Source organism: Tardiphaga sp. 619_E2_N8_4 (genome assembly GCF_051810905.1).
In the GTDB taxonomy this organism is placed as follows: domain Bacteria; phylum Pseudomonadota; class Alphaproteobacteria; order Rhizobiales; family Xanthobacteraceae; genus Tardiphaga; species Tardiphaga robiniae.
Map to the genome: position 1 here is coordinate 4,587,912 of NZ_JBPWQJ010000001.1, position 23,344 is coordinate 4,611,255.

General features: G+C 61.8%; 23 protein-coding genes. 1 reads left to right on the forward strand and 22 read right to left on the reverse strand.

Annotated elements, in window-relative coordinates:
• Positions 1-584: 584 nt before the first annotated feature.
• On the forward strand, positions 585-884 hold the full coding sequence (locus AB8A23_RS22050; protein ID WP_175367092.1) for a DUF3551 domain-containing protein: 300 nt from the start codon (positions 585-587) through the stop codon (positions 882-884).
• A gap of 59 nt (positions 885-943) precedes the next feature.
• Here AB8A23_RS22050 and AB8A23_RS22055 read toward each other — a convergent pair whose 3' ends face one another.
• The 22 genes from AB8A23_RS22055 to AB8A23_RS22160 form a co-directional block, all read right to left on the reverse strand.
• Positions 944-1,642: an ABC transporter ATP-binding protein gene (locus tag AB8A23_RS22055; protein ID WP_068730961.1), complete on the reverse strand. Its 699-nt coding sequence runs from the start codon at positions 1,640-1,642 to the stop codon at positions 944-946.
• 9 nt (positions 1,643-1,651) lie between these two features.
• On the reverse strand, positions 1,652-2,932 hold the full coding sequence (locus AB8A23_RS22060; protein WP_439058219.1) for a lipoprotein-releasing ABC transporter permease subunit: 1,281 nt from the start codon (positions 2,930-2,932) through the stop codon (positions 1,652-1,654).
• 76 nt (positions 2,933-3,008) lie between these two features.
• On the reverse strand, positions 3,009-4,328 hold the full coding sequence (gene proS / locus AB8A23_RS22065; RefSeq protein WP_439058218.1) for a proline--tRNA ligase: 1,320 nt from the start codon (positions 4,326-4,328) through the stop codon (positions 3,009-3,011).
• Positions 4,329-4,901: 573 nt separating this feature from the next.
• Positions 4,902-5,282 (reverse strand): hypothetical protein, encoded by a 381-nt coding sequence (locus AB8A23_RS22070; RefSeq protein ID WP_439058217.1) that lies wholly within the window; start codon positions 5,280-5,282, stop codon positions 4,902-4,904.
• A 57-nt stretch (positions 5,283-5,339) separates the two neighbouring features.
• The gene (locus AB8A23_RS22075) at positions 5,340-5,615 is read right to left on the reverse strand and encodes a DUF1467 family protein (protein ID WP_089264552.1); all 276 of its coding nucleotides are present in this window, start codon (positions 5,613-5,615) and stop codon (positions 5,340-5,342) included.
• Positions 5,616-5,622: 7 nt separating this feature from the next.
• A complete protein-coding gene (mce, locus tag AB8A23_RS22080; RefSeq protein WP_068730877.1) occupies positions 5,623-6,045 on the reverse strand; it encodes a methylmalonyl-CoA epimerase in 423 nt (140 codons plus the stop codon).
• Between the two features lie 31 nt (positions 6,046-6,076).
• Positions 6,077-7,741 carry a ribonuclease J gene (locus AB8A23_RS22085; RefSeq protein WP_089264553.1) on the reverse strand — a complete coding sequence of 555 codons (1,665 nt, stop codon included), beginning with the start codon at positions 7,739-7,741 and terminating at the stop codon, positions 6,077-6,079.
• Positions 7,738-8,556 (reverse strand): biotin--[acetyl-CoA-carboxylase] ligase, encoded by an 819-nt coding sequence (locus tag AB8A23_RS22090; protein WP_175367094.1) that lies wholly within the window; start codon positions 8,554-8,556, stop codon positions 7,738-7,740. Before AB8A23_RS22090 ends, AB8A23_RS22085 begins: the two co-directional genes overlap by 4 nt.
• On the reverse strand, positions 8,557-9,993 hold the full coding sequence (gene nuoN, locus AB8A23_RS22095) for an NADH-quinone oxidoreductase subunit NuoN (RefSeq protein WP_120290021.1): 1,437 nt from the start codon (positions 9,991-9,993) through the stop codon (positions 8,557-8,559).
• 25 nt (positions 9,994-10,018) lie between these two features.
• Positions 10,019-11,524 (reverse strand): NADH-quinone oxidoreductase subunit M, encoded by a 1,506-nt coding sequence (locus tag AB8A23_RS22100; RefSeq protein WP_439058216.1) that lies wholly within the window; start codon positions 11,522-11,524, stop codon positions 10,019-10,021.
• Between the two features lie 14 nt (positions 11,525-11,538).
• Complete coding sequence (gene nuoL, locus AB8A23_RS22105) at positions 11,539-13,623, reverse strand: NADH-quinone oxidoreductase subunit L (protein ID WP_439058215.1); 2,085 nt, start codon at positions 13,621-13,623, stop codon at positions 11,539-11,541.
• Between the two features lie 7 nt (positions 13,624-13,630).
• On the reverse strand, positions 13,631-13,939 hold the full coding sequence (gene nuoK / locus AB8A23_RS22110; protein ID WP_068730883.1) for an NADH-quinone oxidoreductase subunit NuoK: 309 nt from the start codon (positions 13,937-13,939) through the stop codon (positions 13,631-13,633).
• Positions 13,936-14,574, reverse strand: a complete 639-nt coding sequence (locus AB8A23_RS22115) for an NADH-quinone oxidoreductase subunit J (RefSeq protein ID WP_068730884.1) — start codon at positions 14,572-14,574, stop codon at positions 13,936-13,938. Before AB8A23_RS22115 ends, nuoK begins: the two co-directional genes overlap by 4 nt.
• A gap of 9 nt (positions 14,575-14,583) precedes the next feature.
• Positions 14,584-15,072, reverse strand: coding sequence for an NADH-quinone oxidoreductase subunit NuoI (gene nuoI / locus AB8A23_RS22120; protein WP_089264557.1), 489 nt, complete (start codon positions 15,070-15,072; stop codon positions 14,584-14,586).
• Positions 15,073-15,079: 7 nt separating this feature from the next.
• Complete coding sequence (gene nuoH / locus AB8A23_RS22125; RefSeq protein ID WP_089264558.1) at positions 15,080-16,105, reverse strand: NADH-quinone oxidoreductase subunit NuoH; 1,026 nt, start codon at positions 16,103-16,105, stop codon at positions 15,080-15,082.
• Between the two features lie 4 nt (positions 16,106-16,109).
• A complete protein-coding gene (gene nuoG / locus AB8A23_RS22130; RefSeq protein WP_439060478.1) occupies positions 16,110-18,179 on the reverse strand; it encodes an NADH-quinone oxidoreductase subunit NuoG in 2,070 nt (689 codons plus the stop codon).
• 11 nt (positions 18,180-18,190) lie between these two features.
• On the reverse strand, positions 18,191-19,516 hold the full coding sequence (nuoF, locus tag AB8A23_RS22135; protein WP_439058214.1) for an NADH-quinone oxidoreductase subunit NuoF: 1,326 nt from the start codon (positions 19,514-19,516) through the stop codon (positions 18,191-18,193).
• 11 nt (positions 19,517-19,527) lie between these two features.
• Positions 19,528-19,743, reverse strand: coding sequence for a hypothetical protein (locus tag AB8A23_RS22140; RefSeq protein WP_089264560.1), 216 nt, complete (start codon positions 19,741-19,743; stop codon positions 19,528-19,530).
• Positions 19,740-20,546, reverse strand: a complete 807-nt coding sequence (gene nuoE / locus AB8A23_RS22145) for an NADH-quinone oxidoreductase subunit NuoE (RefSeq protein ID WP_439058213.1) — start codon at positions 20,544-20,546, stop codon at positions 19,740-19,742. The genes AB8A23_RS22140 and nuoE overlap by 4 nt, the downstream gene beginning before the upstream one ends.
• Positions 20,547-20,556: 10 nt before the next feature.
• Positions 20,557-21,525: an FkbM family methyltransferase gene (locus AB8A23_RS22150; RefSeq protein WP_439058212.1), complete on the reverse strand. Its 969-nt coding sequence runs from the start codon at positions 21,523-21,525 to the stop codon at positions 20,557-20,559.
• Positions 21,522-22,715: an NADH-quinone oxidoreductase subunit D gene (locus AB8A23_RS22155; protein WP_089264562.1), complete on the reverse strand. Its 1,194-nt coding sequence runs from the start codon at positions 22,713-22,715 to the stop codon at positions 21,522-21,524. The genes AB8A23_RS22150 and AB8A23_RS22155 overlap by 4 nt, the downstream gene beginning before the upstream one ends.
• The gene (locus AB8A23_RS22160) at positions 22,712-23,326 is read right to left on the reverse strand and encodes an NADH-quinone oxidoreductase subunit C (RefSeq protein WP_439058211.1); all 615 of its coding nucleotides are present in this window, start codon (positions 23,324-23,326) and stop codon (positions 22,712-22,714) included. The genes AB8A23_RS22155 and AB8A23_RS22160 overlap by 4 nt, the downstream gene beginning before the upstream one ends.
• Positions 23,327-23,344 lie beyond the last annotated feature (18 nt).

Here is a 23,344-nt window from a genome sequence, read left to right on the forward strand (position 1 = left end):
CATGTGAAACCCGCTCGGGCCCGGAAGCGTCCCCGCATTCCCAAGGGAATGCCTGTCATTTCCTAGGGAATACTTGTCATTCCCCGGGAGCGTTCCCGTATCCGCCGGAGAGTGTTCCGGCGCCAGCTTCGCAGCCAGCGTCCGGGAGCAGGATCACAGCTGGGGGATCAGTTGCGCCCAAACTGCGATCATGCCGACGAACAGAACGATCGATGCCAGTGCAGCGGCTTCTTCAACAAAGGTCTTCAACATGGTGGCCTCCGTGATCTCTGGAACATATGAAGAACACTGTTCTCATTCTGTTCCTGAGTCAAGCAGCCGATCCGGGCGCGTCGCGCCTCATATTCCGAATGGTTAAGACGGCGAGCCGGCACGCTTTGCGCCCAGCGAGCCAATTCCCTCCTCGCCGGAATCACCTGCGCCGTATTGCGTCGCCTGTGCCGAACAAGCCCTGTTACGGCATGTTTCCGGCGCCAGATGCGGAGCGGAATCCGGCTTTGTGAGTTGACGAATACCTCTCGGACCGGCTTTGTGCCGGTCAGAGATCACATGCAGCCGGCCATCTGAGTCGGCAGGAGAATTCGATGCGCGCAGCCCTGCTTGCTCTGGTCGCCCTCGGCGCCCTCTCGGCCCTCACCGTTACGCCCGCCGCAGCACAGCGCACCGATCCCGGCCCGTTCTCGTTCAACACGCCGAGCGGTTATCCGTTCTGCATGCGCTCCCTCTATGATGACGACGACTGCAGCTACCGCACCTATGCGCAGTGCGCCGCGACGGCATCGGGCATCGGCCTGACCTGCTTTGCCAATCCGGCGCTGGCCTATGCGCAGACCTACGCGCCGCAGCAGCCGCGCGTGAAGCGCAAGCGTAAGAGCAGCTACTGAGCGACGGCGCCGTCCGCGGCGCCTCGCTTTTTCCCTCTCAAATGAAACGAGTGGCGGGGTCAGTCGAGTTCGACGACCTTGCCGTTTTCCAGCGACACCCGCCGATCCATACGGCCGGCCAGTTCCATGTTGTGGGTCGCGATCAGCATCGCCACCTTGGTCGCCTTCACCAGCTGCATCAGCGCCTTGAAGACGTGATCCGCGGTGTGCGGATCGAGATTGCCCGTCGGCTCGTCGGCAAACAACACGCGCGGTGCATTGGCCACCGCGCGGGCAATCGCAACGCGTTGCTGCTCGCCGCCCGACAGCTCCGCAGGGCGATGGGTGATGCGTTCGGCCAGACCCAGATAGGCCAGGATTTCCTTGGCGCGGGCGACCGTCTCGGAGCGCTTCAAGCCACGGATCATCTGCGGCAGCATGACGTTTTCCAGCGCGGTGAATTCCGGCAGCAACCGATGTGACTGGTAGACGAAGCCGATATCGGTGCGGCGGATCTGGGTGCGCTCGGTGTCCGACAGGCCCGAGGTCGCGGTGCCGCCGACATAGACCTCGCCGTCATCCGGGCTCTCGAGCAGGCCGGCAATATGCAGCAGCGTCGACTTGCCCGAGCCGGACGGCGCCACCAGCGCGACAGACTGCCCCGCCCACAATGCCAGCTTGGCATTGTCGAGAATGGTCAGAACGCTTTCGCCCTGGGTGTATTGCCGCTTGATGTCGTGGAGATAGACCACCGGTACATCATCTGCCCCTTGCGCCATATCAGTCACTCACTCGTATCTTAGCGCATCGACGGGATCGAGGCGCGCGGCGCGCCACGACGGGTAGAGGGTCGCCAGGAACGACAGCGTCAGCGCCATGATGACCACCGCGCTGGTTTCGCCGACGTCGACCTCGGCCGGCAGCTTGGACAGGAAATACAGTTCCGGCGAGAACAGCTCCGTGGATGTCATCCAGGAGATGAATTGCCGGATCGTCTCGATGTTGAAGCAGACCAGTAGTCCAACGAAGAAGCCGACCAGCGTGCCGACCACGCCGATCGCAGCACCCGTGATCAGGAACACCCGCATGATCGAGCCTTGAGAGGCGCCCATGGTGCGCAGGATCGCGATGTCGCTGCCCTTGTCCTTCACCAGCATGATCAGGCCGGAGACGATGTTCAGCGCCGCCACCAGTACGATCAGCGTCAGGATCAGGAACATGACGTTGCGCTCGACCTGCAGCGCATTGAAGAAGGTCGAGTTGCGCTGCCGCCAGTCGACGATGAAGATCGGCCGCCCGGCCGTCTCGGTCACGAGCTTGCGATACTCGTCGATCCTGTCGGGATTGTTGGTGTAGACCTCGATGGAGGTCACGTCAGAGGGGCGATTGAAGTATGTCTGCGCCTCGGCCAATGGCATGAACACGAAGGTCGAGTCATATTCCGACATGCCGATCTCGAAGACGGCAGCAACCTTGTAGGGCTTGATGCGCGGGGTCGTGCCCATCGGGGTCACCGCCCCCTTCGGCGAGATCAACGTGATCATGTCGCCGGCATGGATCGAGAGTTGATCCGCCAGCCGCCGACCGATCGCTACACCCTGCCCGTCATCGAAGCCTTCGAGCGTGCCCTGCTTGATGTTCTTGGCGATCGACGTGAGGTTATTGAGATCGCCAGAGCGGATACCGCGGATAAAGATGCCGGCAGCACCGAACGCGGATGATCCCAGTCCCTGGCCATCCACGACCGGCGCCGCGAGACGAATGCCATTCACGCCGCTGATGCGGTCGGCGACATCCTTCCAGTCGGTCAGCGGGCTTTCCAGAGGCTGCACCAGCAGATGCCCGTTGAGGCCGAGGATCTTGTCGAGCAGTTCCTTGCGGAAGCCGTTCATCACGGCCATCACGATGATCAGCGTGGCAACGCCGAGCATGATGCCGAGGAACGAGAAGCCGGCAATGACAGAGATGAATCCCTCTTTACGGCGCGCACGGAGATAGCGTCCGGACAGCAGCCATTCGAAGGCGGCGAAGGGTGGGGTTCGAACTGGCTCGCTCATGGCATCATCCATCGCCCGACTCCCATACGAATCGGGCTTATTCTAGCCGCATCGTGAGTGATGCGGCGACCACGCAGTGGATAAGTCGTCAGGACGTCAGCTTTGCGACGACCTCAGCGGCACTGATATTCTCACGCGAACCGTCATCGCGCCGCTTCAGCTCGACCTTGCCTTCGGCCAGCCCCTTCGGGCCAACGAGGATCTGCCAGGGCACACCGATCAGGTCAGCGGTGGCAAACTTGCCGCCGGCGCGCTGGTCGGTGTCGTCATAGAGCACATCGACGCCCTTGGCCGAGAGCTCCTTGTAGAGCGCCTCGCAGGCCGCATCCGTATCGGCCGAACCCTGCTTCAGGTTGAGGATGGCGGCGCGGAACGGCGCCACTTCCTCGGGCCACTTGATGCCGTTCTCGTCGTGGCAGGCCTCGATGATCGCGCCCAGCAGACGCGACACGCCGACGCCGTAGGAGCCGCCATGGATCGCCGTCTCCGCACCATCGGCGCCGGCGACGGTCGCCTTCATCGCGTCGGAATATTTGGTGCCGAAGTAGAAGATCTGGCCGACTTCGATACCGCGGGTGTTGAGCCGCCGCTCGGCCGGCACTTCGCTTTCGAACCGCGCGGCGTCGTGGACGTCTTCAGTCGCCGCATAGATCGAGGTCCACTGATCGATGATGCCCGTGAGATCACCGCTATAATCGACATCGGCCGGCGGGATCGGCAGATCGAGCACGTTCTTGTCGCAGAACACGCCGGACTCGCCGGTCTCGGCGAGCACGATGAATTCGTGGGAGTGATCGCCGCCGATCGGTCCGGTTTCGGCACGCATCGGGATCGCTTTGAGGCCCATGCGCGCGAAGGTGCGCAGATAGGCGACGAACATCTGATTGTAGGAATGCTTCGCCGCGGCTTCGTCGATGTCGAACGAATAGCCATCCTTCATCAGGAATTCGCGGCCGCGCATCACGCCGAAACGCGGACGCTGCTCGTCGCGGAACTTCCACTGGATGTGGTACAGGTTCAGCGGCAGGCTCTTGTAGGACTTCACATAGCCGCGGAAGATCTCGGTGATCATTTCCTCGTTGGTCGGCCCGTAGAGAAGCTCCCGCTTGTGGCGGTCCACGATGCGCAGCATCTCCGGCCCATAGGCGTCGTAGCGCCCACTTTCGCGCCAGAGATCGGCGAGCTGCAATGTCGGCATCAGGAGCTCGATGGCGCCTGCCCGGTTCTGCTCCTCGCGGACGATCGCCTCGATCTTCTTCAGCACCCGCAGGCCCAGCGGCAGCCAGGCATAGATGCCAGCGGCTTCCTGACGGATCATGCCCGCGCGCAGCATCAGCCGGTGCGAGACGATCTCGGCTTCCTTCGGCGTTTCCTTGAGAATGGGCAGAAAATAGCGCGACAATCGCATGGTTAGGCCTGGGAATCGGAGGGACACGGGAGAACGCGAGTGAAACCGGATCGGCCGCCAAAATACAAGGGCGACAGGTCGGACGCCGGACAGTCTAGGACATGGAGCCGGCAATCGGGGCTTAATTCCGTTCGCCTGGCGAATTGCTTCCCAGGCTGTCAAATATCTCCATTTCCAATGTCGGCCAGAGCGACCCAGCGTGACCGGAAATCGCGTAAAAGGTCGCGATTCTACCTTTGGCCTAAATTTTGAACACACATTGCCGAAATTGGTGACAAACAAAAAAAGTTAAGCTACGACTCACGCCTCAGGCGGTTCGTAAGGACAGAGTCTGGTGGTCCAAGTCTCGGGAGGAGCCCTGACGCGCTCAAGCAGCGTCAACCCGCTAAGCAAGGATAAAATCCAAAGTTTGGGGTAATAGGGTCGACACAATTTTCCGAGCAGGGCTGCGGCCCTGCTCTTTTTTTTTCGACGGATTTCCGACGACGACAGCGACGCTTCATATCGTCCGAGACGAAAAAGGGCCGGCATCCATGCCGGCCCTTTTTTTTCGGAGATGCAACGCGCTGCGTACTACAGCGCACCACCCTTCGGCTTGATGCCCGACAGCCACGAACAGACCAGGCCCTGTACCGCGCCGACGATTCCGAATGTAAGGATCTGGTGCAGCGGGATCGACACCGACGTCCAGATCAACATCATCCCGATACTCACGACATAGCCAGTAAGCGCCGAGGTCAGCACCTTCGGCCACAGCTGCATCTTGTCTTCAAGGAACCAGTCCTCAAGCCACATCACCAGCGACGGGATCAGCCCGAACCAGTAGGCAAAGGGCAATCCCATGATGAAGCCGGGAAAGCCGCCGATGATCCTGCCGCTGGCAATTTCCCGCAGCTCGAAAACCGCAAAGCCGACAGCCGGCCCAAGCAACAGAAAAAGCAGAAAGCGCTTCATGCGTCAGCTCCGTATCGACACCTGAAAGGACAGACTCCGCAGGTTTAAAGATTGCTCTCAGATCGGCACGCCCATCAGCTTCGAGAGCCTCTCGATGTTGAAGTAGCCCATGCGATACGCATACATGCCGCCCGCGAACAGCACGGCGGAAATCACCGTGGTCCAGATCAGCTTGCGCCCCATCCGGGCCAGCACAGGCGCACCGGGATCGGTGCCGTCGGTGCCCTTGCCATCCTCATGCTGGCTGCGGACGCCGAACGGCAGCGTCAGGAACAGCGTGATCCACCAGATGACGAAATAGACCGCGAGCGACGTCGAGATCGTATAGGCCATCGCGTCCTCAGGACTGTTCGATTTCGGAAGCTTGTTCGATCTCTACCAGCGCGCCCGAGAAATCCTTGGGATGCAGGAACAGCACAGGCTTGCCGTGGGCGCCGATCTTCGGCTGGCCGTCGCCAAGCACGCGCGCGCCTTCCTTGATCAGGTTGTCGCGTGCCGCGATGATATCCGGCACTTCGTAACAGATGTGATGAATGCCGCCGTCAGGATTGCGCTCGACGAATTTGGCGATCGGGGAATCCGCGCCCAGCGGCTGGATGAATTCGATCTTGGTATTCGGCAGCGTCGCGAACACCGTGATCACGCCATGTTCCGGCAGCGGCACGGTCGCGGAAATCTCGGCGCCGAAGGCGGTACCGTAGATCTTCGCAGCTTTCTCCGCATCGGCGACGGCAATCGCCACATGATTGAGCCGGCCCAGCATGGTGTCCTCCGTAGTCTTTGTTTCTTTGCTTTTAGTCTTCGACCTGCAGGATGTGAACGTAGCACATCGTCTTCTTGCCCCATTGATCGGCGAGTGACGAGCGGACGGCGCGTCGCACCGACTCTGCCATCGCATCCGGATCGCGCTTGCGCGCCTTGGGCAGGTTCTCGACGATGTTGACGACGATGTCGAACACGACATCCTCCATCACCTCGCCCTTGAGGTTCTTTTCGGGAATGCCGATCAGATCGACCGCAGGGTCGTCGACCAGTTCGCCCTTCATGGTCACGGCCAATGCCACGAACGCACAGCCGGCAAAGGACAGCCGGCGCCGCTCGCTCACGGCGCGGGACTTGGAATCCTCGAGGATGAGGCCGTCCTTGAACATGCGGCCCGACGGCAATTCGTCGATGACGGCAGCATCGCCGGGCGCCAGGCGCACGAGGTCGCCGTTCTTGACGATCATGGTCCGAGGCACGCCGCAGGCGCGCGCGAGCTTGGCATGCTCATGCAGATGCAGCGCCTCGCCATGGACGGGGATCAGCAATTGCGGACGAACCCAGGAAATCATGTCGCGCAATTCGTCGCGGCGCGGATGGCCCGACACATGCACCAGCGCATCGCGATCGGTGATCACCTCGATGCCCTGCGTGACAAGACCGTTGATGATGGTGCCGACCGCCTTCTCGTTGCCCGGAATGGTCCGCGACGAGAAGATCACCGTATCACCCTTGTTGAGGGTCACCATCGGATGATCGTCGCTGGCGATACGCGCCAGCGCCGCGCGCGCTTCACCCTGACTGCCCGTGCACAGCGCCACCACCTTGTCCGGCGGGAAATGGCCGTAATAGTCGGCGTTACGGAACGCCGGCAGTCCATCGAGATAGCCGCATTCGCGGGCCACCTGCACGACGCGCTCCATAGCGCGGCCGACCAGCACCACTTCGCGGCCCGCGGCCTGCGCCGCTTCGGCAACGGCCCGCAACCGGGCCACGTTCGATGCGAAGGTCGTAACGGCGACGCGGCCCTTGGCAGCCTTCACCAGTTTGGTGAGCGTGGCGGCAACCTCCGTTTCGGAAGGTGAGCGGCCATCGCGCACCGCATTCGTGGAGTCGCCGATGATGGCCAGCACGCCGGCATCGCCGAGTTCGCGCAGCCGCTTTTCGTCGGTTGGCAGGCCGATGATCGGCGTCGGATCGATCTTCCAGTCACCGGTATGCAGCACGGTGCCGAGCGGCGTGTGCAGCGCGATCGCATGGGATTCCGGAATCGAATGCGCGACCGGAATGAACTCGATATCGAACGGGCCGAGATTGATGCGGCCGCCCGATGGCACCACGGTGACGGGGATCTTCGGCGGATTGCGCTCGCTGGCGCATTTGGCTTCGAACAATGCGGCGCTGAACTGCGTCGCATAGATCGGGCATTTCAGCTTGGGCCACAGGTCGATGATGGCGCCGAAATGGTCCTCATGGGCGTGGGTGAGCACGAGACCGACGAGATTCTTCTTTTCCTTTTCCAGGAAGCGCACGTCGGGCATCACCAGATCGATGCCGGGCAGATGCTCCTCGTCACCGAAATAGACGCCGAGGTCGATCGCCAGCCACTTCCCGGCCAGGCCATAGATCGACAGGTTCATGCCAATCTGGCCGACGCCTCCCAGCGGTGCGAAGGTCAATTCGTTGGGTCGCGTCATTTGCGTACTGTCCTTGTCGACGCGGCCGATCCGAAATGAACGTCGCCGGCGGTAATAGGGATTCGCCGGCGATCCGCTGTCGCGACAATCATACAACCGGCCTCATCAATGGTGTCGAAAATTCCCGAAATCGTCTGTACCCCGTTGTCCACGGACACCGGCTGACCGATCCCTGCTGCACGCTCCAGCCACTGTCGCCGGATCTCGGCAAACCCGCGGCCGGAATCCCAGATGCCGCGCATCTCCTGCCAGGTGTCCGAAAGCGCCGCAAACAGGTCTTCAGCGCTGGCGCTGACACCCATCGCATGCAGGCAAGCAACCGGATAAGGCATATTGTCGGGGGCCGCCACCACATTGGTGCCGATGCCGACGACAACAGCAAGCTGGCCGTTCGGCGCTGCCTCCGCCTCCAGATTCATTCCGACCAGCTTGTGCCCGCCTGCCAGAACGTCGTTCGGCCATTTCAGCCGATAATCATTCGCGGCCGACTGCGGCGCCCGCATCGCGGCTTCGACGCTGATCTGTCGGAGCGCCTTCTCAACGGCAACGCCGGCCGCAAAGCCCAGCGTCGCCGCAACTGAGGGCGTCACATCAAGAACTTCCAGCACCGAACTGGCGAGGTTCCCGCGGGGAGCGACCCACGGCCGATGCCGCCGCCCACGTCCCGCGGTCTGTTCCGTTGTGACAAACCACATAGGACCGCGCTCGCCTGCGCGCGCGCGGTCCATGGCTTCCGTATTGGTCGAACCGGTTGTGTCGAATGCGGCGAGCTTCGTGCCCGCCGCGAGGGCTCGGGGACCGAGCGAAAATACCATCTAGAACAGCGACTTCGCTGCGAATGCCGCCGCGCTGACCAGAGGCGCCGGATAGACGAAGAACAACACGTTGAAGAGACCCGCCACAGCCAGCACCGTGCGCAGCTCGACGCGCATCGGATCGAGCTTCCCGACCGGCTCGTCGAAATACATGAGCTTCACAATGGACAGATAGTAGAACGCGCCCACCACGCTGGCCAACACACCGACCACGGCCAGTACGAACAGGCCCGACTTGATGGCCGCCATGAAGACGTAGAACTTGCCGAAGAAGCCGGCCAGCGGCGGCACGCCTGCCAGCGAGAACAGGAACATCGCGAAGAAGAAGGCGATGATCGGATTGGTGCGCGACAGGCCGGCGAAATCCTTGATCGTCTCAACGGGCTGGCCATTGCGCTTCATGGTCAGGATGATGGCGAAGGTGCCGAGGGTCATCGCGACATAGATCGCGATATAGACCAGCACGCCCTGCGCACCCTCCTGCGTGCCGGCGGCAAGGCCGACCAGCGCGAAGCCCATATGGCCGATCGACGAATAGGCCATCAGGCGCTTGATGTTGGTCTGGCCGATGGCGGCGAACGAGCCCAGCACCATCGAGGCCAGCGACACGAACACCACGACCTGCTGCCATTGCACCACGATGCCCGGGAACGCGGTCAGTGTGACGCGGGTGAACACAGCGAGTGCTGCAACCTTCGGGGCCGAGGCGAAAAAGGCGGTGACGGGCGTCGGTGCGCCTTCGTAGACATCGGGCGTCCACATGTGGAACGGCACGGCCGAAACCTTGAAACAGAGGCCGGCCAGCAGAAACACCAGGCCGAACACCAGGCCGATATTGCCGGTCTTGGCTTCGGCGGCGATGCCGGCGAAGGACACCGTGCCGGTGAAACCGTAGATCATAGAAGCGCCGTAGAGCAGCATGCCCGACGACAGCGCGCCGAGCACGAAATACTTCAGGCCGGCTTCGGTCGACTTTGCATTGTCGCGGTTGGAGGCTGCGACGACATAGAGCGCAAGGCTCATCAGTTCGAGGCCGAGATACAGCATGATCAGGTCGCCGGCCGAGATCAGCACCATCATGCCGAGCGTCGAGAGCAGCACCAGGATGGCGTATTCGAAAATACGACGGGACTGGTCCGCGAGGAATTCACGCGACAGGATCAGCGTCACGGCCGACGCGATAATCGCCAGCACCTTCAGGAAGCGCGCATAATCGTCGACGATGAAGCTGCCGCCGAAGGTGACATGCTTGCCCGCAGGCAGCATGATTTCAGCCGCGCCGACCACCACCAGCAGACAGACGGCGAGCGTGGTGACCAAGCCCGTGACCTTCGGTCCGTTGAAGGCACCGATCATCAGCAGCACCATGGCGCCAACCGCGAGCATCAGCTCCGGCAGTACGGGCAGCAGGGAATATCCGGCGGTCGTAATCGTCATTGCGCGTTATCCTGATCTGCTGCGGTCATTGCAGCAGCGCGGCTGCCTTCACGGCAGACGTTGCAGCAGCGTAATTGTTAACAAGGAGCTGGATCGAAGCCGCCGACATGTCGAGCACCGGCTTCGGATAGACTCCGAACAGAATGGTGAGAATGACCAGCGGCACCAGCACCAGGCCTTCCCGGAACGTGATGTCCTTGATGCCCTGCAGCGCAGGCTTGGTCAGTTCGCCGAACACGATCTTGCGGTACAGCCACAGCGCATAGGCCGCCGACAGGATCACGCCGATGCTGGCGAATGTCGCCGTCGGGATCGAGACCTTGAAGGTGCCGATCAGTGTCAGGAATTCACCGACGAAGCCGGAGGTGCCCGGCAGACCGACATTGGCCATCGTGAAGACCATGAACAGCGCCGCATAGATCGGCATCCGGTTGACGAGGCCGCCATAGGCCGCGATCTCACGGGTATGCAGGCGATCGTAGACCACGCCGACGCAGAGGAACAGCGCGCCCGACACGATGCCATGCGACACCATCTGGAACACTGCGCCGGAGACGCCCTGTGTCGTGCCGGCGAAGATGCCCATGGTCACATAGCCCATATGCGCGACCGACGAGTAGGCGATCAGCTTCTTGATGTCTTCCTGCATCAGCGCGACCAGCGACGTGTAGACGATCGCGATAACGGAGAGCGTCCAGACCATCGGCGCGAAGTAGAGAGAGGCATCCGGGAACATCGGCAGTGAGAAGCGCAGGAAGCCGTAACCACCCATCTTCAGCATGATCGCGGCCAGCACGACTGAACCTGCCGTCGGCGCTTCCACATGCGCGTCAGGCAGCCACGTGTGCACTGGCCACATCGGCATCTTGACCGCGAAGGATGCGAAGAATGCCAGCCACGCCCATGTCTGCAGGCTGCGCGGCACGGCGGTGTGCATCAGCGTCGGGATGTCCGTGGTGCCCGCATTCCAGTACAGCGCCATGATGGCCAGCAGCATCAGCACCGAGCCAAGGAACGTGTAGAGGAAGAACTTGAACGAGGCGTAGACGCGGCGCGGGCCGCCCCAGATGCCGATGATCAGGAACATCGGGATCAGGCCGCCTTCGAAGAACAGATAGAACAGCACCAGATCCAGCGCCGAGAAGGTGCCGATCATCAGCGTTTCCAGGAACAGGAACGCGATCATGTATTCGCGGACACGCTTGGTGACCGACTTCCAGCTGCACAGGATGCAGAACGGCATCAGGGCCGTGGTCAGGATCACGAAGGGCAGCGAAATGCCGTCCACACCCATATGGTAGTTGATGGTCGCGGCCAGCCAGGGCGCCTTTTCGACAAACTGGAAGTCGCCGTTCGACGGGTCGAAGCGCATCACCAGGATCAGCGAGACCGCAAAAGTGATCAGCGTGGTCCAGAGCGCGATCCAGCGCGCATTGCCCTGCGCAGCCTCGTCGTCGCCGCGGCTGAGATAAATCAGGATCGCACCGACGATCGGCAGGAAGGTGACGACCGAAAGAACCGGCCATGTCATGACGGACGCCATTGTTACTGGCCCCCCAGGCCGAAGATAAACCAGGTGATCAACCCGGCGACGCCGATCAGCATCGCGAAGGCATAGTGATAGAGGTAACCAGTCTGCAGCTTCACCGCGCCGCGCGTGATATCGAGCACGCGGGCCGAGACACCATCAGGCCCGAGACCGTCGATGATCATGCCGTCGCCCTTCTTCCAGAGGAAGTGGCCGATCCACTTGGCCGGGCGAACGAAGATGATCTCGTAGAGCTCGTCGAAGTACCACTTGTTGAGCAGGAACTTGTAGAGCAGCGGATGCTGGTTCGCGAGTTCGACAGGCAAATACGGCTTGCGAACATAGAACAGGTACGAAATCAGGAAACCGAGCACCATCATCACGGTCGGCACATACGGCACCCAGCCCGGGATGTGATGCATCTCCTCGATGATGTGCGGGTTCATCTTCAGCGATTCCCGGAAGAACTCGCCGACGTGATGACCAGCAAAGAGCTCCTTGAATGGGAAGCCTGCGGCGAACGATCCGATGCCCAGCACGGCAAGCGGGACCAGCATCCACAGCGGCGCTTCATGCGCTGCATCGTAATGCTTCTTGTCGTGCGGCTCGCCATGGAACGTCTTGAACACCAGACGCCATGAATAGAACGAGGTCAGCAGCGCCGCGACCACGGTCATCAGGAAGCCGTAGAAGGCGAACTGGGTGTGCGAGGCGTAAGCCGCTTCGATGATCGCGTCCTTCGAGAAGTAGCCGGCCGTGAACGGGAATCCGGTCAGCGCCAGCGTGCCGATGGTCATCATCGCGTAAGTGAACGGGATCTTGTTCCACAGGCCACCCATTTTCCGGATGTCCTGCTCGTGATGCATCGCATAGATCACCGAGCCCGAACCCAGGAACAGCAGCGCCTTGAAGAAGGCGTGCGTGAACAGGTGGAACATGGCGACGGAGTAAGCCCCCGTCCCCAGCGCCACGAACATGTAACCGAGCTGCGAACAGGTCGAGTAGGCGACGATGCGCTTGATGTCGTTCTGCACCAGACCGATGGTCGCGGCGAAGAATGCAGTGGTCGCGCCGACCAGCATCACGACGGCCTGCGCGTTCGGCGCGAGCTCGAACAGCGGTGACATGCGTGCCACCATGAAGACGCCCGCGGTGACCATGGTCGCCGCGTGGATCAGCGCCGACACAGGCGTCGGGCCTTCCATCGCGTCCGGCAACCAGGTGTGCAGCAGGAACTGGGCCGACTTGCCCATCGCGCCGACGAACAGCAGCAGACAGGTCAGTGTCAGCGCATCGGCGTGCCAGCCGAAGAAGTTGATCGTCTTGCCGGTCAGGCTAGGCGCGCTGGCAAAGATGGTGTCGAGATCGGTCGAGCCGACCAGCATGAACAGCGCGAAGATGCCGAGCAGGAAGCCGAAATCGCCGACGCGGTTGACCACGAAGGCCTTGATCGCCGCCGCATTGGCCGAGGGCTTCTTGAACCAGAAACCGATCAGCAGGTAGCTGGCCAGACCCACGCCTTCCCAGCCGAAGAACAGCTGCAGCAGGTTATCCGCGGTCACCAGCATCAGCATCATGAAAGTGAACAGCGACAGATACGCCATGAAGCGTGGCCGGTTCGGATCGTCTTCCATATAGCCGAGCGAATAGATGTGAACGAGCGACGACACCGTGGTGACGACGACGAGCATCACGGCGGTCAGCGTGTCGACGCGCAGCGTCCACGATAGCTGCAGGTCGCCCGAATTGATCCAGTTCAGCAGCACGATACGGGCATCGTGATGCATGAAGGCGACATCGACGAAGGTCATCCAGGACAGCACCGCCGACACCACCAGAAGACCGGCGGTGATCAGCTCGGCTGCACGCGAGCCGAGCGCGGCCGGCTCGGCAACGTGGTGATGGTCGTCGTGATCATCGTGACCATGATCGTCATGCCCATGCGCAGCATGTGCATGCGCGCTGGCATCGCCGTGACCGTGGTCGTCATGCGCATGGTCCATCTCGTCGCCGCTCGGGTTACGCCCATGCGCACCCAGAATGGCGATGAAGCCTGCGATCAGCGCGCCGATCAGCGGCAGGAATACAAGAGCCTGGATCATAACTGGCTCAGCCCTTCATCAGATTGACGTCTTCAACCGCGATCGAGCCGCGGTTGCGGAAATAGACCACCAGCACGGCGAGACCGATCGCTGCTTCCGCAGCGGCCACGGTCAGCACAAGCAGCGCGAACACCTGCCCGACGATGTCGCCGAGGAAGGTCGAGAACGCCACCATGTTGATGTTGACGGCGAGCAGGATCAGCTCGATCGACATCAGGATGACGATGATGTTCTTGCGGTTCAGGAAGATGCCGAGAATGCCCAGCGTGAACAGGATCGCTGCGACCGCCAGATAGTGTCCGAGACCGATCGTCATTTGACCCAGCTCCCCGCGTCGGCGTCCTGCAGGCCCTGCCCGGTCGCGACCTTGCGCACTTCCATCGCCAGTTCCGGATTGCGCGCGTTCTGAACATTGATGTCCTGGCGCCGGACTTTGACCTTGTGACGCAGCGTCAGCACGATCGCACCGATCATCGCCACCAGCAGCACCATGCCAGCCAGCTGGAAGTAATGGATGTACTTCGTATAGAGCACGAGGCCGAGCGCCTCCGTGTTGCTCACATTCGTCGGGATGGCCGCCGTGATCGACTTGGTGACGTTCGGGTTCATTACCCAACCACCTGCGACCAGCAGCAATTCGGCAAGGAAGATCGCGCCGATCACGAGACCAAACGGCAGATACTGAATGAAGCCTTCGCGCAGCTGCGTGAAGTCGACGTCGAGCATCATGATGACGAACAGGAACAGCACCGCGACGGCGCCGACATAGACGACGATCAGCAGCATCGCGAGGAATTCGGCGCCCATCAGCACGAACAGGCCCGAGGCGTTGACGAAGGCCAGGATCAGGAACAGGACGGAATGCACGGGATTGCGCGAGGCAATCACCATGACCGCGGAAGCCACGCAGATGCTGGCGAACAGATAGAAGAACAATGCGGGAAGGATCATCTGGTCACCTTACCGGTACGGCGCGTCGAGTTCGATTGACTTCGCAATCTCGCGCTCCCAGCGGTCGCCGTTGGCGAGCAATTTCGCCTTGTCATAATAGAGTTCCTCACGCGTCTCGGTGGCGAACTCGAAGTTCGGTCCCTCGACGATCGCATCCACCGGACAGGCCTCCTGGCACAGTCCGCAATAGATGCATTTCACCATGTCGATGTCGTAGCGGACGGTACGGCGCGTCCCATCGTTGCGGCGCGGGCCGGCTTCGATGGTGATGGCCTGCGCCGGACACACCGCTTCGCAGAGCTTGCAGGCGATGCAGCGCTCTTCACCGTTCGGATAGCGGCGCAGCGCATGCTCACCGCGGAAACGCGGCGAGATCGGCCCCTTCTCGAACGGATAGTTCAGCGTCGGCTTCGGCTTGAAGAAATACCGCATGGCGAGGACGAACGCCGAAACGAACTCCGCCAGCAGAAGCGAATGAGCTGTTGCCCTGATATTCATAGTGACCTCATTTCGGAGCAAGGCCCCCGAATTGCAGCACGGCAGCGACGATGATGACGTACGCCAACGACAGCGGCAGAAACACCTTCCAGCCCAGACGCATCAGCTGGTCATAGCGGTAGCGCGGCACGATCGCCTTCGCCATCGCAATCAGGAAGAACATGAACATCACCTTGATGGCGAACCAGATGATGCCTGGCACCCAGGTGAATGGCGCGAACGGGATCGGCGACAGCCAACCGCCAAGGAACAGGATCGTTGCCAGCGCACACATGGTGACGATGGCAACGTATTCACCGAGCATGAACAGCAGATACGGGGTCGAGCCGTATTCGGTCATGAAGCCCGCGACCAGTTCCGATTCCGCTTCGACGAGATCGAAGGGCGGACGGTTGGTTTCAGCCAGCGCCGAGACGTAGAAGATCACGAACATCGGGAACAGCGGGATCCAATACCAGCCGAGAATGCCCCACTTCGAATCCTGCGCGGCGACGATGGCCGTCAGGTTCAGCGAGCCGACGCAGAGCAAGACGGTGATGATGACGAAGCCGATCGAGACTTCGTAGGACACCATCTGCGCGGCGGCGCGCAGTGCCGACAGGAACGGATACTTCGAATTCGACGACCAGCCGGCCATGATGATGCCGTAGACCGACAGCGACGAGATCGCGAAGATATAGAGCACGCCGACATTGATGTCGGAGATCACCCAGCCGAGATCCATCGGGATCACCGCCCAGGCCGCCAGCGCCAGCACGCAGGACACCAGCGGTGCCAGCAGGAACACGCCCTTGTTGGAGCTAGAAGGAACCACGGGTTCCTTCAACACGAATTTCAGCAAATCCGCGAAGGATTGCAGCAGGCCGAATGGTCCGACCACGTTGGGTCCGCGGCGGATCTGTACCGCCGCCCAGATCTTGCGATCAGCCAGCAGGATGTAGGCAATCGCAATCAAGAGCACCACGAGCACAAGGAGGCTCTGCGCGACCATGATGATCAGCGGCCACAGCGTGCTTGTCCAGAATTCAGCCATCGGTTTACTCCGCCGCCGTCAGCATCTGGCCGGAGGCCAGGCGGGAGCATTCCGCCATGATGGCTGACGCACGCGCGATCGGGTTGGTCAGGTAGAAGTCCTCAACGGAGGCCTTGAAAGGTGTCTTGTCGACGGTGCCACCCTTGCCCGCAAGGGTCTTGATCGCACCGGCATCGCCGGCCTCGATCTGATCGATGCGCATCAGGTGCGGGGCAGCCTTGAAGATCGCTTGCCGCAAGGCAGCCAGCGAGTCGTAAGGCAGCTTGTGGCCGAGCACGTCGGACAATGCGCGGATCACCGCCCAGTCCTCGCGGGCATCGCCCGGCGGGAAACCGGCGCGTTCCGCCATCTGCACGCGGCCTTCGGTGTTGACGAAGATGCCGGACTTTTCGGTATAGGCCGCACCCGGCAGGATCACGTCGGCGCGATGCGCACCGCGGTCACCATGGGTGCCGATATAGACGACGAAAGTGCCGTCAGCGACTTTCACGTCGTCGGCGCCGAGCGAGAACAGCACGTCGAGCGAACCGGCCGAGGTCATCTGCGCGAGGCTCAGGCTGCCCGATGTCGGCGCGAAGCCGATATCGAGCGCGCCGACGGTCGAGGCCGCCGTCTGCAGCACCGCAAAACCGTTCCAGCCGTCCTTGATAACACCGAAGTCCGAAGCGAGCTTGGCAGCCACCGCCAGTACCGCAGCGCCATCGGCACGCGCGGCTACGCCGGCGCCAACCAGCACGATCGGGTGCTTGGCGTTCTTCAGCACATCGGCGAAGGCGTTCTTGCCGGCGGCAAGTTCGGCCAGCGAGTCCGTGCCGGCGCCGAGATAGTCGTAGCGATAGGTCAGATCGGCCTTCTCGCCGATCACGCCGACTTTCAATGCACCGGTGCGCCATGCCTTGCGGATGCGCGCGTTGAGAACGGCGGCTTCCTTGCGCGGGTTGGCGCCCACGATCAGCAGCGCATCGGCCTGCTCGATGCCGGCGATGGTCGGGTTGAAAATGTAGGACGCGCGGCCAGTGGCCGCATCGAAAGCGCCCGCGCTCTGGGTCGCCAGATTGGCCGAGCCCATGCTTGCGAGCAGTTGCTTCAGCGCGAACATTTCCTCGACGGCGGCGAGATCGCCAGCGATGGCGCCGATCTTCTTGCTGCCAGCCACCTTAGCAGCGATGGCGCTGAATGCTTCAGCCCAGGTCGCCGCACTCAGCTTGCCGTTGTCGCGGATATAGGGACGATCGAGACGCTGCGTGCGCAGGCCGTCAACGATGTGGCGGGTCTTGTCGGAGATCCATTCCTCGTTCACCGCCTCATTGACACGCGGCAGGATGCGCATCACTTCGCGGCCACGGGTATCGACGCGGATCGCCGAGCCGACGGCGTCCATGACGTCGATGGACTGGGTCTTGCCGAGTTCCCACGGACGCGCAGCGAAAGCATAAGGCTTCGAGGTCAGCGCACCGACCGGGCAGATATCGACCAGGTTGCCCTGCAGCTCCGAGGTCAGCGCCGTTTCGAGGAACGAGGTGATTTCCATGTCCTCGCCGCGACCGGTCGCGCCCATTTCCGGCACGCCGCAGATCTCGGCGGCGAAGCGGACGCAGCGCGTGCACTGGATGCAGCGGTTCATCGAGGTCTTCACGAGCGCGCCGAGATACTTGTCCTCGACGGCACGCTTGTTTTCGGCAAAGCGCGACGTGTCGACGCCATAGCCCATCGCCTGGTCCTGCAGATCGCACTCGCCGCCCTGATCGCAGATCGGGCAATCCAGCGGGTGGTTGATCAGCAGGAATTCCATCACGCCTTCGCGTGCCTTCTTGACCATCGGCGAACGGGTCGAGATTTCTGGCGGTTCTCCCTTGGGACCAGGCCGGCAATCGCGCACACCCCAGGCGCAGCTCGCGACCGGCTTCGGTCCGCCCTTCACCTCGACCAGACACATGCGGCAGTTGCCGGCGATCGACAGGCGCTCGTGGTAGCAGAAGCGCGGGATTTCGGCGCCGGCGGCTTCACACGCCTGCAGCAGCGTGTATTCCGCGGGGACCTCGATCTCTTTGCCGTCGATGATCAGTTTCGTCATAGCCATGCGCCCTACTCCGCCGCGACCAGATGCGCGGGATCGAGGATGCCCTGATCGTCGAGCGTCGCCTTGCGGCTGAACTCTTCGATGCGGCGTTCGATCTCCGGGCGGAAGGCGCGGATCAGGCCCTGCACCGGCCACGCGGCGGCATCGCCGAGCGCGCAGATGGTGTGGCCTTCAACCTGCTTGGTGACTTCGAGCAGCATGTCGATCTCGCGCTTGTGGGCGCGGCCTTCGACCATGCGGCTCAGCACGCGCCACATCCAGCCGGTGCCTTCGCGGCACGGCGTGCACTGGCCGCAGCTCTCATGCTTGAAGAAGTAGCTGATGCGGGCAATCGCCGCGACGACGTCGGTGGACTTGTCCATGACGATGACGCCGGCGGTGCCGAACGACGACTTCACCGCGCGGGTGCCGTCGAAATCCATGATGAGTTCTTCGCAATCCGCAGCCGGGATCAACGGGCACGATGCGCCGCCCGGGATGATTGCCAGCAGATTGTCCCAACCGCCGCGAATGCCGCCGCCATGCTTCTCAATGAGCTCCTTGAACGGAATGCTCATCGCGTCTTCAACGACGCAGGGCGTGTTGACGTGGCCGGAGATGCCGTAAAGCTTGGTGCCGACATTGTTCGGACGACCGATGCTGGCGAACCATGCCGCGCCGCGGCGCAGGATATCCGGCGCAACAGCGATCGACTCGACGTTGTTCACCGTGGTCGGGCAGCCGTAGAGACCGACATTCGCCGGGAATGGCGGCTTCAGGCGCGGCTGGCCCTTCTTGCCTTCGAGGCTTTCGAGCAGCGCCGTCTCTTCGCCGCAGATATAGGCGCCGGCGCCGTGCGCGACGTAAAGGTCGAACGGGAAGCCGTGAATGTTGTTCTTGCCGATCAGATTGGCCTCATAGGCTTGATCGATCGCCGCCTGCAGATGTTCGCGTTCGCGAATGAATTCACCGCGCACATAGATGTAGCCGACATGAGCGCCCATGGCGCAGCCGGCGATCAGACAGCCTTCGACCAGCGTATGCGGATCGTGCCGCATGATCTCGCGGTCCTTGCAGGTGCCGGGCTCGGACTCGTCAGCATTGACGACGAGATAGCTCGGGCGACCGTCGGCATTGTCCTTGGGCATGAAGGACCACTTCATGCCGGTCGGGAAACCTGCACCGCCGCGGCCACGCAGGCCGGACGCCTTCATCTCGTTGACGATCCAGTCGCGGCCCTTGTCGATGATGGCCTTGGTGCCATCCCAGCCGCCGCGGCGGCGTGCGCCGGCGAGGCCCCAGTCGTCGAGGCCGTAGAGATTGCGGAAGATGCGGTCGTTGTCGTCGAGCATGGCTTCCTCGATCAGCGATTGGATTGCTTGTAGGCGAGCATCGCGGCGCAACCGCCGAACACAACGGCCCACAACAGACTGGATTCAAGCGTGGCGTTCAAAAAGAAGCGCTGCAGCGAGAAAATGAACGCAGCTGCGACCATCGTATGCAGTGCGATGTAGAGCCACTTGTTCATTGCCGCGTCCCCCGACAGCGTTGCAAATTTCATCGACAGCACGCGCGTCATTTCTTCGGCTCCTTGGGAGTCTTCGGCTCCTTAGAAGCGCCACCCTTCGGCGGATTGGTCTTGGTCGCGTCGGCCGCCGGCGGCTTCGGCGCCGGGCGCTCCTGCACATTGGCCGACTCGGTCTGCTTCTTCGGCTCGGCATCGGCGAGCGCGGGTTCCTTCGGCATATCCAGAACCTTGGTGTAACTGGCGGCACCACCACTCGTCATCACGCGCGCGCCGCCTTCGGGCGCAGCAAACTGACGGCCGATCTGCGAACCCGGCTTCGGCGGCGTGCCGGCAGCGAAACCGTCGATCAGCTTGTTCATGCTCTCTTTGGTGAGATCTTCGTAAGTGTCGCTCCAGATCATCGCCATCGGGGCGTTGACGCAGGCGCCGAGACACTCGACCTCTTCCCACGAGAAGTCGCCATCTGCAGACAGATGGAACGGGTCGTGATGGATGCGATGCTGACAGACGTCGATCAGATCGCCGGCGCCACGCAGCATGCAAGGCGTGGTGCCGCAGACCTGAATATGAGCCTTCTTGCCGACCGGCTGCAGCTGAAACTGGGTATAGAAGGTCGCGACTTCGAGCACGCGGATATATGGCATTTCCAGCATGTCGGCGACGACGCGGATCGCGGCTTCCGAGACCCAGCCGGCCTGCTGCTCCTGCGCACGCCACAGGATCGCGATCACCGCCGATGCCTGACGGCCGGGCGGATAATGCGTGATCTGCTCTTTCGCCCACGCCAGATTCTCGGGCGTGAATTTAAACGAAGCGGGCTGAACTTCTTTCGGAGCCAAACGGCGGACGGACATGTCTAGTCTCTCAATGAGTGCGGCGCGCCGCGCTCGCATTCAGGCTGCTGATGCGGTCGAGCCAGAACGCACTCGATGTGCCAAACACGTTGTAGCCAACATGTGTGGACACCTTGATGCGATCGAGGATCGACAACTCGGTCACGGTTTCGAAACGGTTGGTGGCGGGATCATGCACGATCAGCTTGAGCGGCGTTTGATCCAGAATAAAGCGTGAGACGGTGTGATGCGGGTCATTGCCGTGCTCTTCGCACATGATGACCGAGTCGCCCTGCAGCAATCGTGCGCCGCCCTTGATGGCCTCGATCTCGACGCCTTCGACGTCGAGCTTGATCAGATATTTGCCCGACATCGACACCTTGCCGTCGTCGAGCAGATTGTCGAGCGAGATCACCGGCACTTCCTCGCCGCCGGCATTGGGATCGCCGGCGATGCTGAAGGCTTCGTGCTTGGTGCCCGACAGATGCGCCGTGCCGCGCTGCGAGCCAATCGCGCATTTGATGACGTCGAACCGGTCACCATTGATCCTGGCGTTAGTGGCAAGTTTGGCGAAATTGTCGAACGACGGCTCGATGGCGATCGCCTTGTGCGAGCCGAACGGTCCGCTCGACACCAGCACCGACCAGTATCCGTAATTCGCGCCGCAATCGAGCAGCGTGTAATCGACATCGATCGAGTTCCGGAACAACACCTCAAGCTCGTCTTCATAGGAGAAGGTGCGGTTGAGCAACTTGCTCCAGTAGCCATCGCCGAATGGGAACGCGAACAGCGCATCCGCATTCAGCTTCACCACGAGATCGCGCGCCGGCAGCACCGTCCTGCGCATCAGATTGGCGCACATGTTGTAGCCGCGATGCGAGAACGAAGATGAGATCTTCGAGCCAACCACCAGCGCACAGGCCATCGCACGTTCCCAGAGATTCACGCTCTGGAGAACGCCGGACGCCCGGTCAAACTGTATGGGAGGCGTCAGCGTCACCGATCGACCTCTCCGAACACGATGTCGAGCGAACCGAGAATGGCGGAGACGTCGGCAAGCAGATGGCCGCGGCACATGAAGTCCATGGCCTGCAGATGCGCAAAGCCCGGCGCGCGGATCTTGCACTTGTACGGCTTGTTGCTGCCGTCGGAGACGAGATAGACGCCGAACTCGCCCTTCGGCGCTTCGACGGCAGCATAGACTTCGCCTTCCGGCACACGAAAACCTTCGGTGTAGAGCTTGAAGTGATGGATCAGCGATTCCATCGAACGCTTCATCTCGCCGCGACGCGGCGGGAAAATCTTGTTGTCTTCGACCGCAACGGCGCCCTGCCCGTCCGGCGCGCGCATCTTGGCTATGCACTGCTTCATGATCTTGGTCGACTGTCGCATCTCTTCGACACGAATACAGTAACGATCGTAGCAGTCACCGTTCTTGCCGATCGGAACGTCGAAGTCCATTTCGGCGTAGCATTCATAAGGCTGCGACTTGCGCAAATCCCATGCAGCGCCCGAGCCGCGCACCATCACGCCGGAGAAGCCCCACTTCCAGGCGTCTTCCAGCGACACCACGCCGATATCGACGTTACGCTGTTTGAAAATACGATTGCCGGTGAGCAGCGTTTCGAGATCGTCGAGCACCTGCGGGAAGGCATCGCACCAGGCATCGATATCGTTGATCAGCTTGGGCGGCAGATCCTGATGTACGCCGCCGATGCGGAAGAACGCGGCATGCATGCGCGAGCCCGAGGCGCGCTCATAGAACACCATCAGTTTTTCGCGCTCTTCGAAGCCCCACAGCGGCGGGGTCAGCGCGCCGACGTCCATCGCCTGCGTGGTGATATTGAGAAGATGCGACAGGATGCGGCCGATTTCGGAATACAGCACGCGGATCAACTGGCCGCGGCGCGGCACGGTGACGCCGAGCAGCTTTTCGGCGGCCAGACAGAATGCGTGTTCCTGGTTCATCGGCGCGACGTAATCGAGCCGGTCGAAATACGGGATCGCCTGCAGATAGGTCTTCTGCTCGATCAGCTTCTCGGTGCCGCGGTGAAGCAGGCCGATATGCGGATCGACGCGCTCGACGACTTCACCGTCGAGTTCCAGCACAAGGCGGAGCACGCCGTGCGCGGCCGGATGCTGCGGTCCGAAGTTGATCGTGAAATTGCGAACGTTGGGTTGTTCGGTCATGGCTTGACCTCTGCCTTCTCGTCACCCGGCAGCACGGGATAATCCGCGCCTTCCCAGGGCGAGAGGAAATCGAATTTGCGGAATTCCTGGTTGAGCCGGACCGGCTCGTACACCACCCGCTTCTCCTGGTCGTCGTAGCGAACCTCGACGAAGCCAGTGAGCGGGAAGTCCTTGCGCAGCGGATGGCCGTCGAAACCGTAATCGGTCAGCAGCCGGCGCATGTCGGGATGGCCGACAAAGATCACGCCATAGAGGTCATAGGCTTCGCGCTCGAACCAGTCAGCGCCGGGAAACACCGAAATGATCGACGGCACCTGAGTTGTTTCGGATGCCAGACCTTTCAGACGGATGCGGGTGTTCAATGTCGGCGACATCAGATGATAGACGACGTCGAAGCGCTTCTCGCGCCCCGGGTAATCCACAGCCGTCGCATCGGTGAAATTGACGAAGCGGCAGCGCGGATCGTCACGCAGGAACTGCGCGACCTCGACGATCCTCGATGTTTCCACCGCGATCGTCAGCTGGCCAAACGCCACCTCATGCGCGAGTGCGGCACCCGGCAGGGCGCCGACAATCGTCTGACCCAGTGTGTCGAGCCTCACATCGTCCATGACAAAGCCTTAAGCGTT

Bases quoted from the DNA above. Each gene is read 5' to 3' on its own strand.
- AB8A23_RS22050 (WP_175367092.1), top strand. From the start codon at position 585: ATGCGCGCAGCCCTGCTTGCTCTGGTCGCCCTCGGCGCCCTCTCGGCC.
- AB8A23_RS22055 (WP_068730961.1), bottom strand. From the start codon at position 1,642: ATGGCGCAAGGGGCAGATGATGTACCGGTGGTCTATCTCCACGACATC.
- AB8A23_RS22060 (WP_439058219.1), bottom strand. From the start codon at position 2,932: ATGGATGATGCCATGAGCGAGCCAGTTCGAACCCCACCCTTCGCCGCC.
- proS (WP_439058218.1), bottom strand. From the start codon at position 4,328: ATGCGATTGTCGCGCTATTTTCTGCCCATTCTCAAGGAAACGCCGAAG.
- AB8A23_RS22070 (WP_439058217.1), bottom strand. From the start codon at position 5,282: ATGAAGCGCTTTCTGCTTTTTCTGTTGCTTGGGCCGGCTGTCGGCTTT.
- AB8A23_RS22075 (WP_089264552.1), bottom strand. From the start codon at position 5,615: ATGGCCTATACGATCTCGACGTCGCTCGCGGTCTATTTCGTCATCTGG.
- mce (WP_068730877.1), bottom strand. From the start codon at position 6,045: ATGCTGGGCCGGCTCAATCATGTGGCGATTGCCGTCGCCGATGCGGAG.
- AB8A23_RS22085 (WP_089264553.1), bottom strand. From the start codon at position 7,741: ATGACGCGACCCAACGAATTGACCTTCGCACCGCTGGGAGGCGTCGGC.
- AB8A23_RS22090 (WP_175367094.1), bottom strand. From the start codon at position 8,556: ATGGTATTTTCGCTCGGTCCCCGAGCCCTCGCGGCGGGCACGAAGCTC.
- nuoN (WP_120290021.1), bottom strand. From the start codon at position 9,993: ATGACGATTACGACCGCCGGATATTCCCTGCTGCCCGTACTGCCGGAG.
- AB8A23_RS22100 (WP_439058216.1), bottom strand. From the start codon at position 11,524: ATGACATGGCCGGTTCTTTCGGTCGTCACCTTCCTGCCGATCGTCGGT.
- nuoL (WP_439058215.1), bottom strand. From the start codon at position 13,623: ATGATCCAGGCTCTTGTATTCCTGCCGCTGATCGGCGCGCTGATCGCA.
- nuoK (WP_068730883.1), bottom strand. From the start codon at position 13,939: ATGACGATCGGTCTCGGACACTATCTGGCGGTCGCAGCGATCCTGTTC.
- AB8A23_RS22115 (WP_068730884.1), bottom strand. From the start codon at position 14,574: ATGATCCTTCCCGCATTGTTCTTCTATCTGTTCGCCAGCATCTGCGTG.
- nuoI (WP_089264557.1), bottom strand. From the start codon at position 15,072: ATGAATATCAGGGCAACAGCTCATTCGCTTCTGCTGGCGGAGTTCGTT.
- nuoH (WP_089264558.1), bottom strand. From the start codon at position 16,105: ATGGCTGAATTCTGGACAAGCACGCTGTGGCCGCTGATCATCATGGTC.
- nuoG (WP_439060478.1), bottom strand. From the start codon at position 18,179: ATGACGAAACTGATCATCGACGGCAAAGAGATCGAGGTCCCCGCGGAA.
- nuoF (WP_439058214.1), bottom strand. From the start codon at position 19,516: ATGCTCGACGACAACGACCGCATCTTCCGCAATCTCTACGGCCTCGAC.
- AB8A23_RS22140 (WP_089264560.1), bottom strand. From the start codon at position 19,743: ATGACGCGCGTGCTGTCGATGAAATTTGCAACGCTGTCGGGGGACGCG.
- nuoE (WP_439058213.1), bottom strand. From the start codon at position 20,546: ATGTCCGTCCGCCGTTTGGCTCCGAAAGAAGTTCAGCCCGCTTCGTTT.
- AB8A23_RS22155 (WP_089264562.1), bottom strand. From the start codon at position 22,715: ATGACCGAACAACCCAACGTTCGCAATTTCACGATCAACTTCGGACCG.
- AB8A23_RS22160 (WP_439058211.1), bottom strand. From the start codon at position 23,326: ATGGACGATGTGAGGCTCGACACACTGGGTCAGACGATTGTCGGCGCC.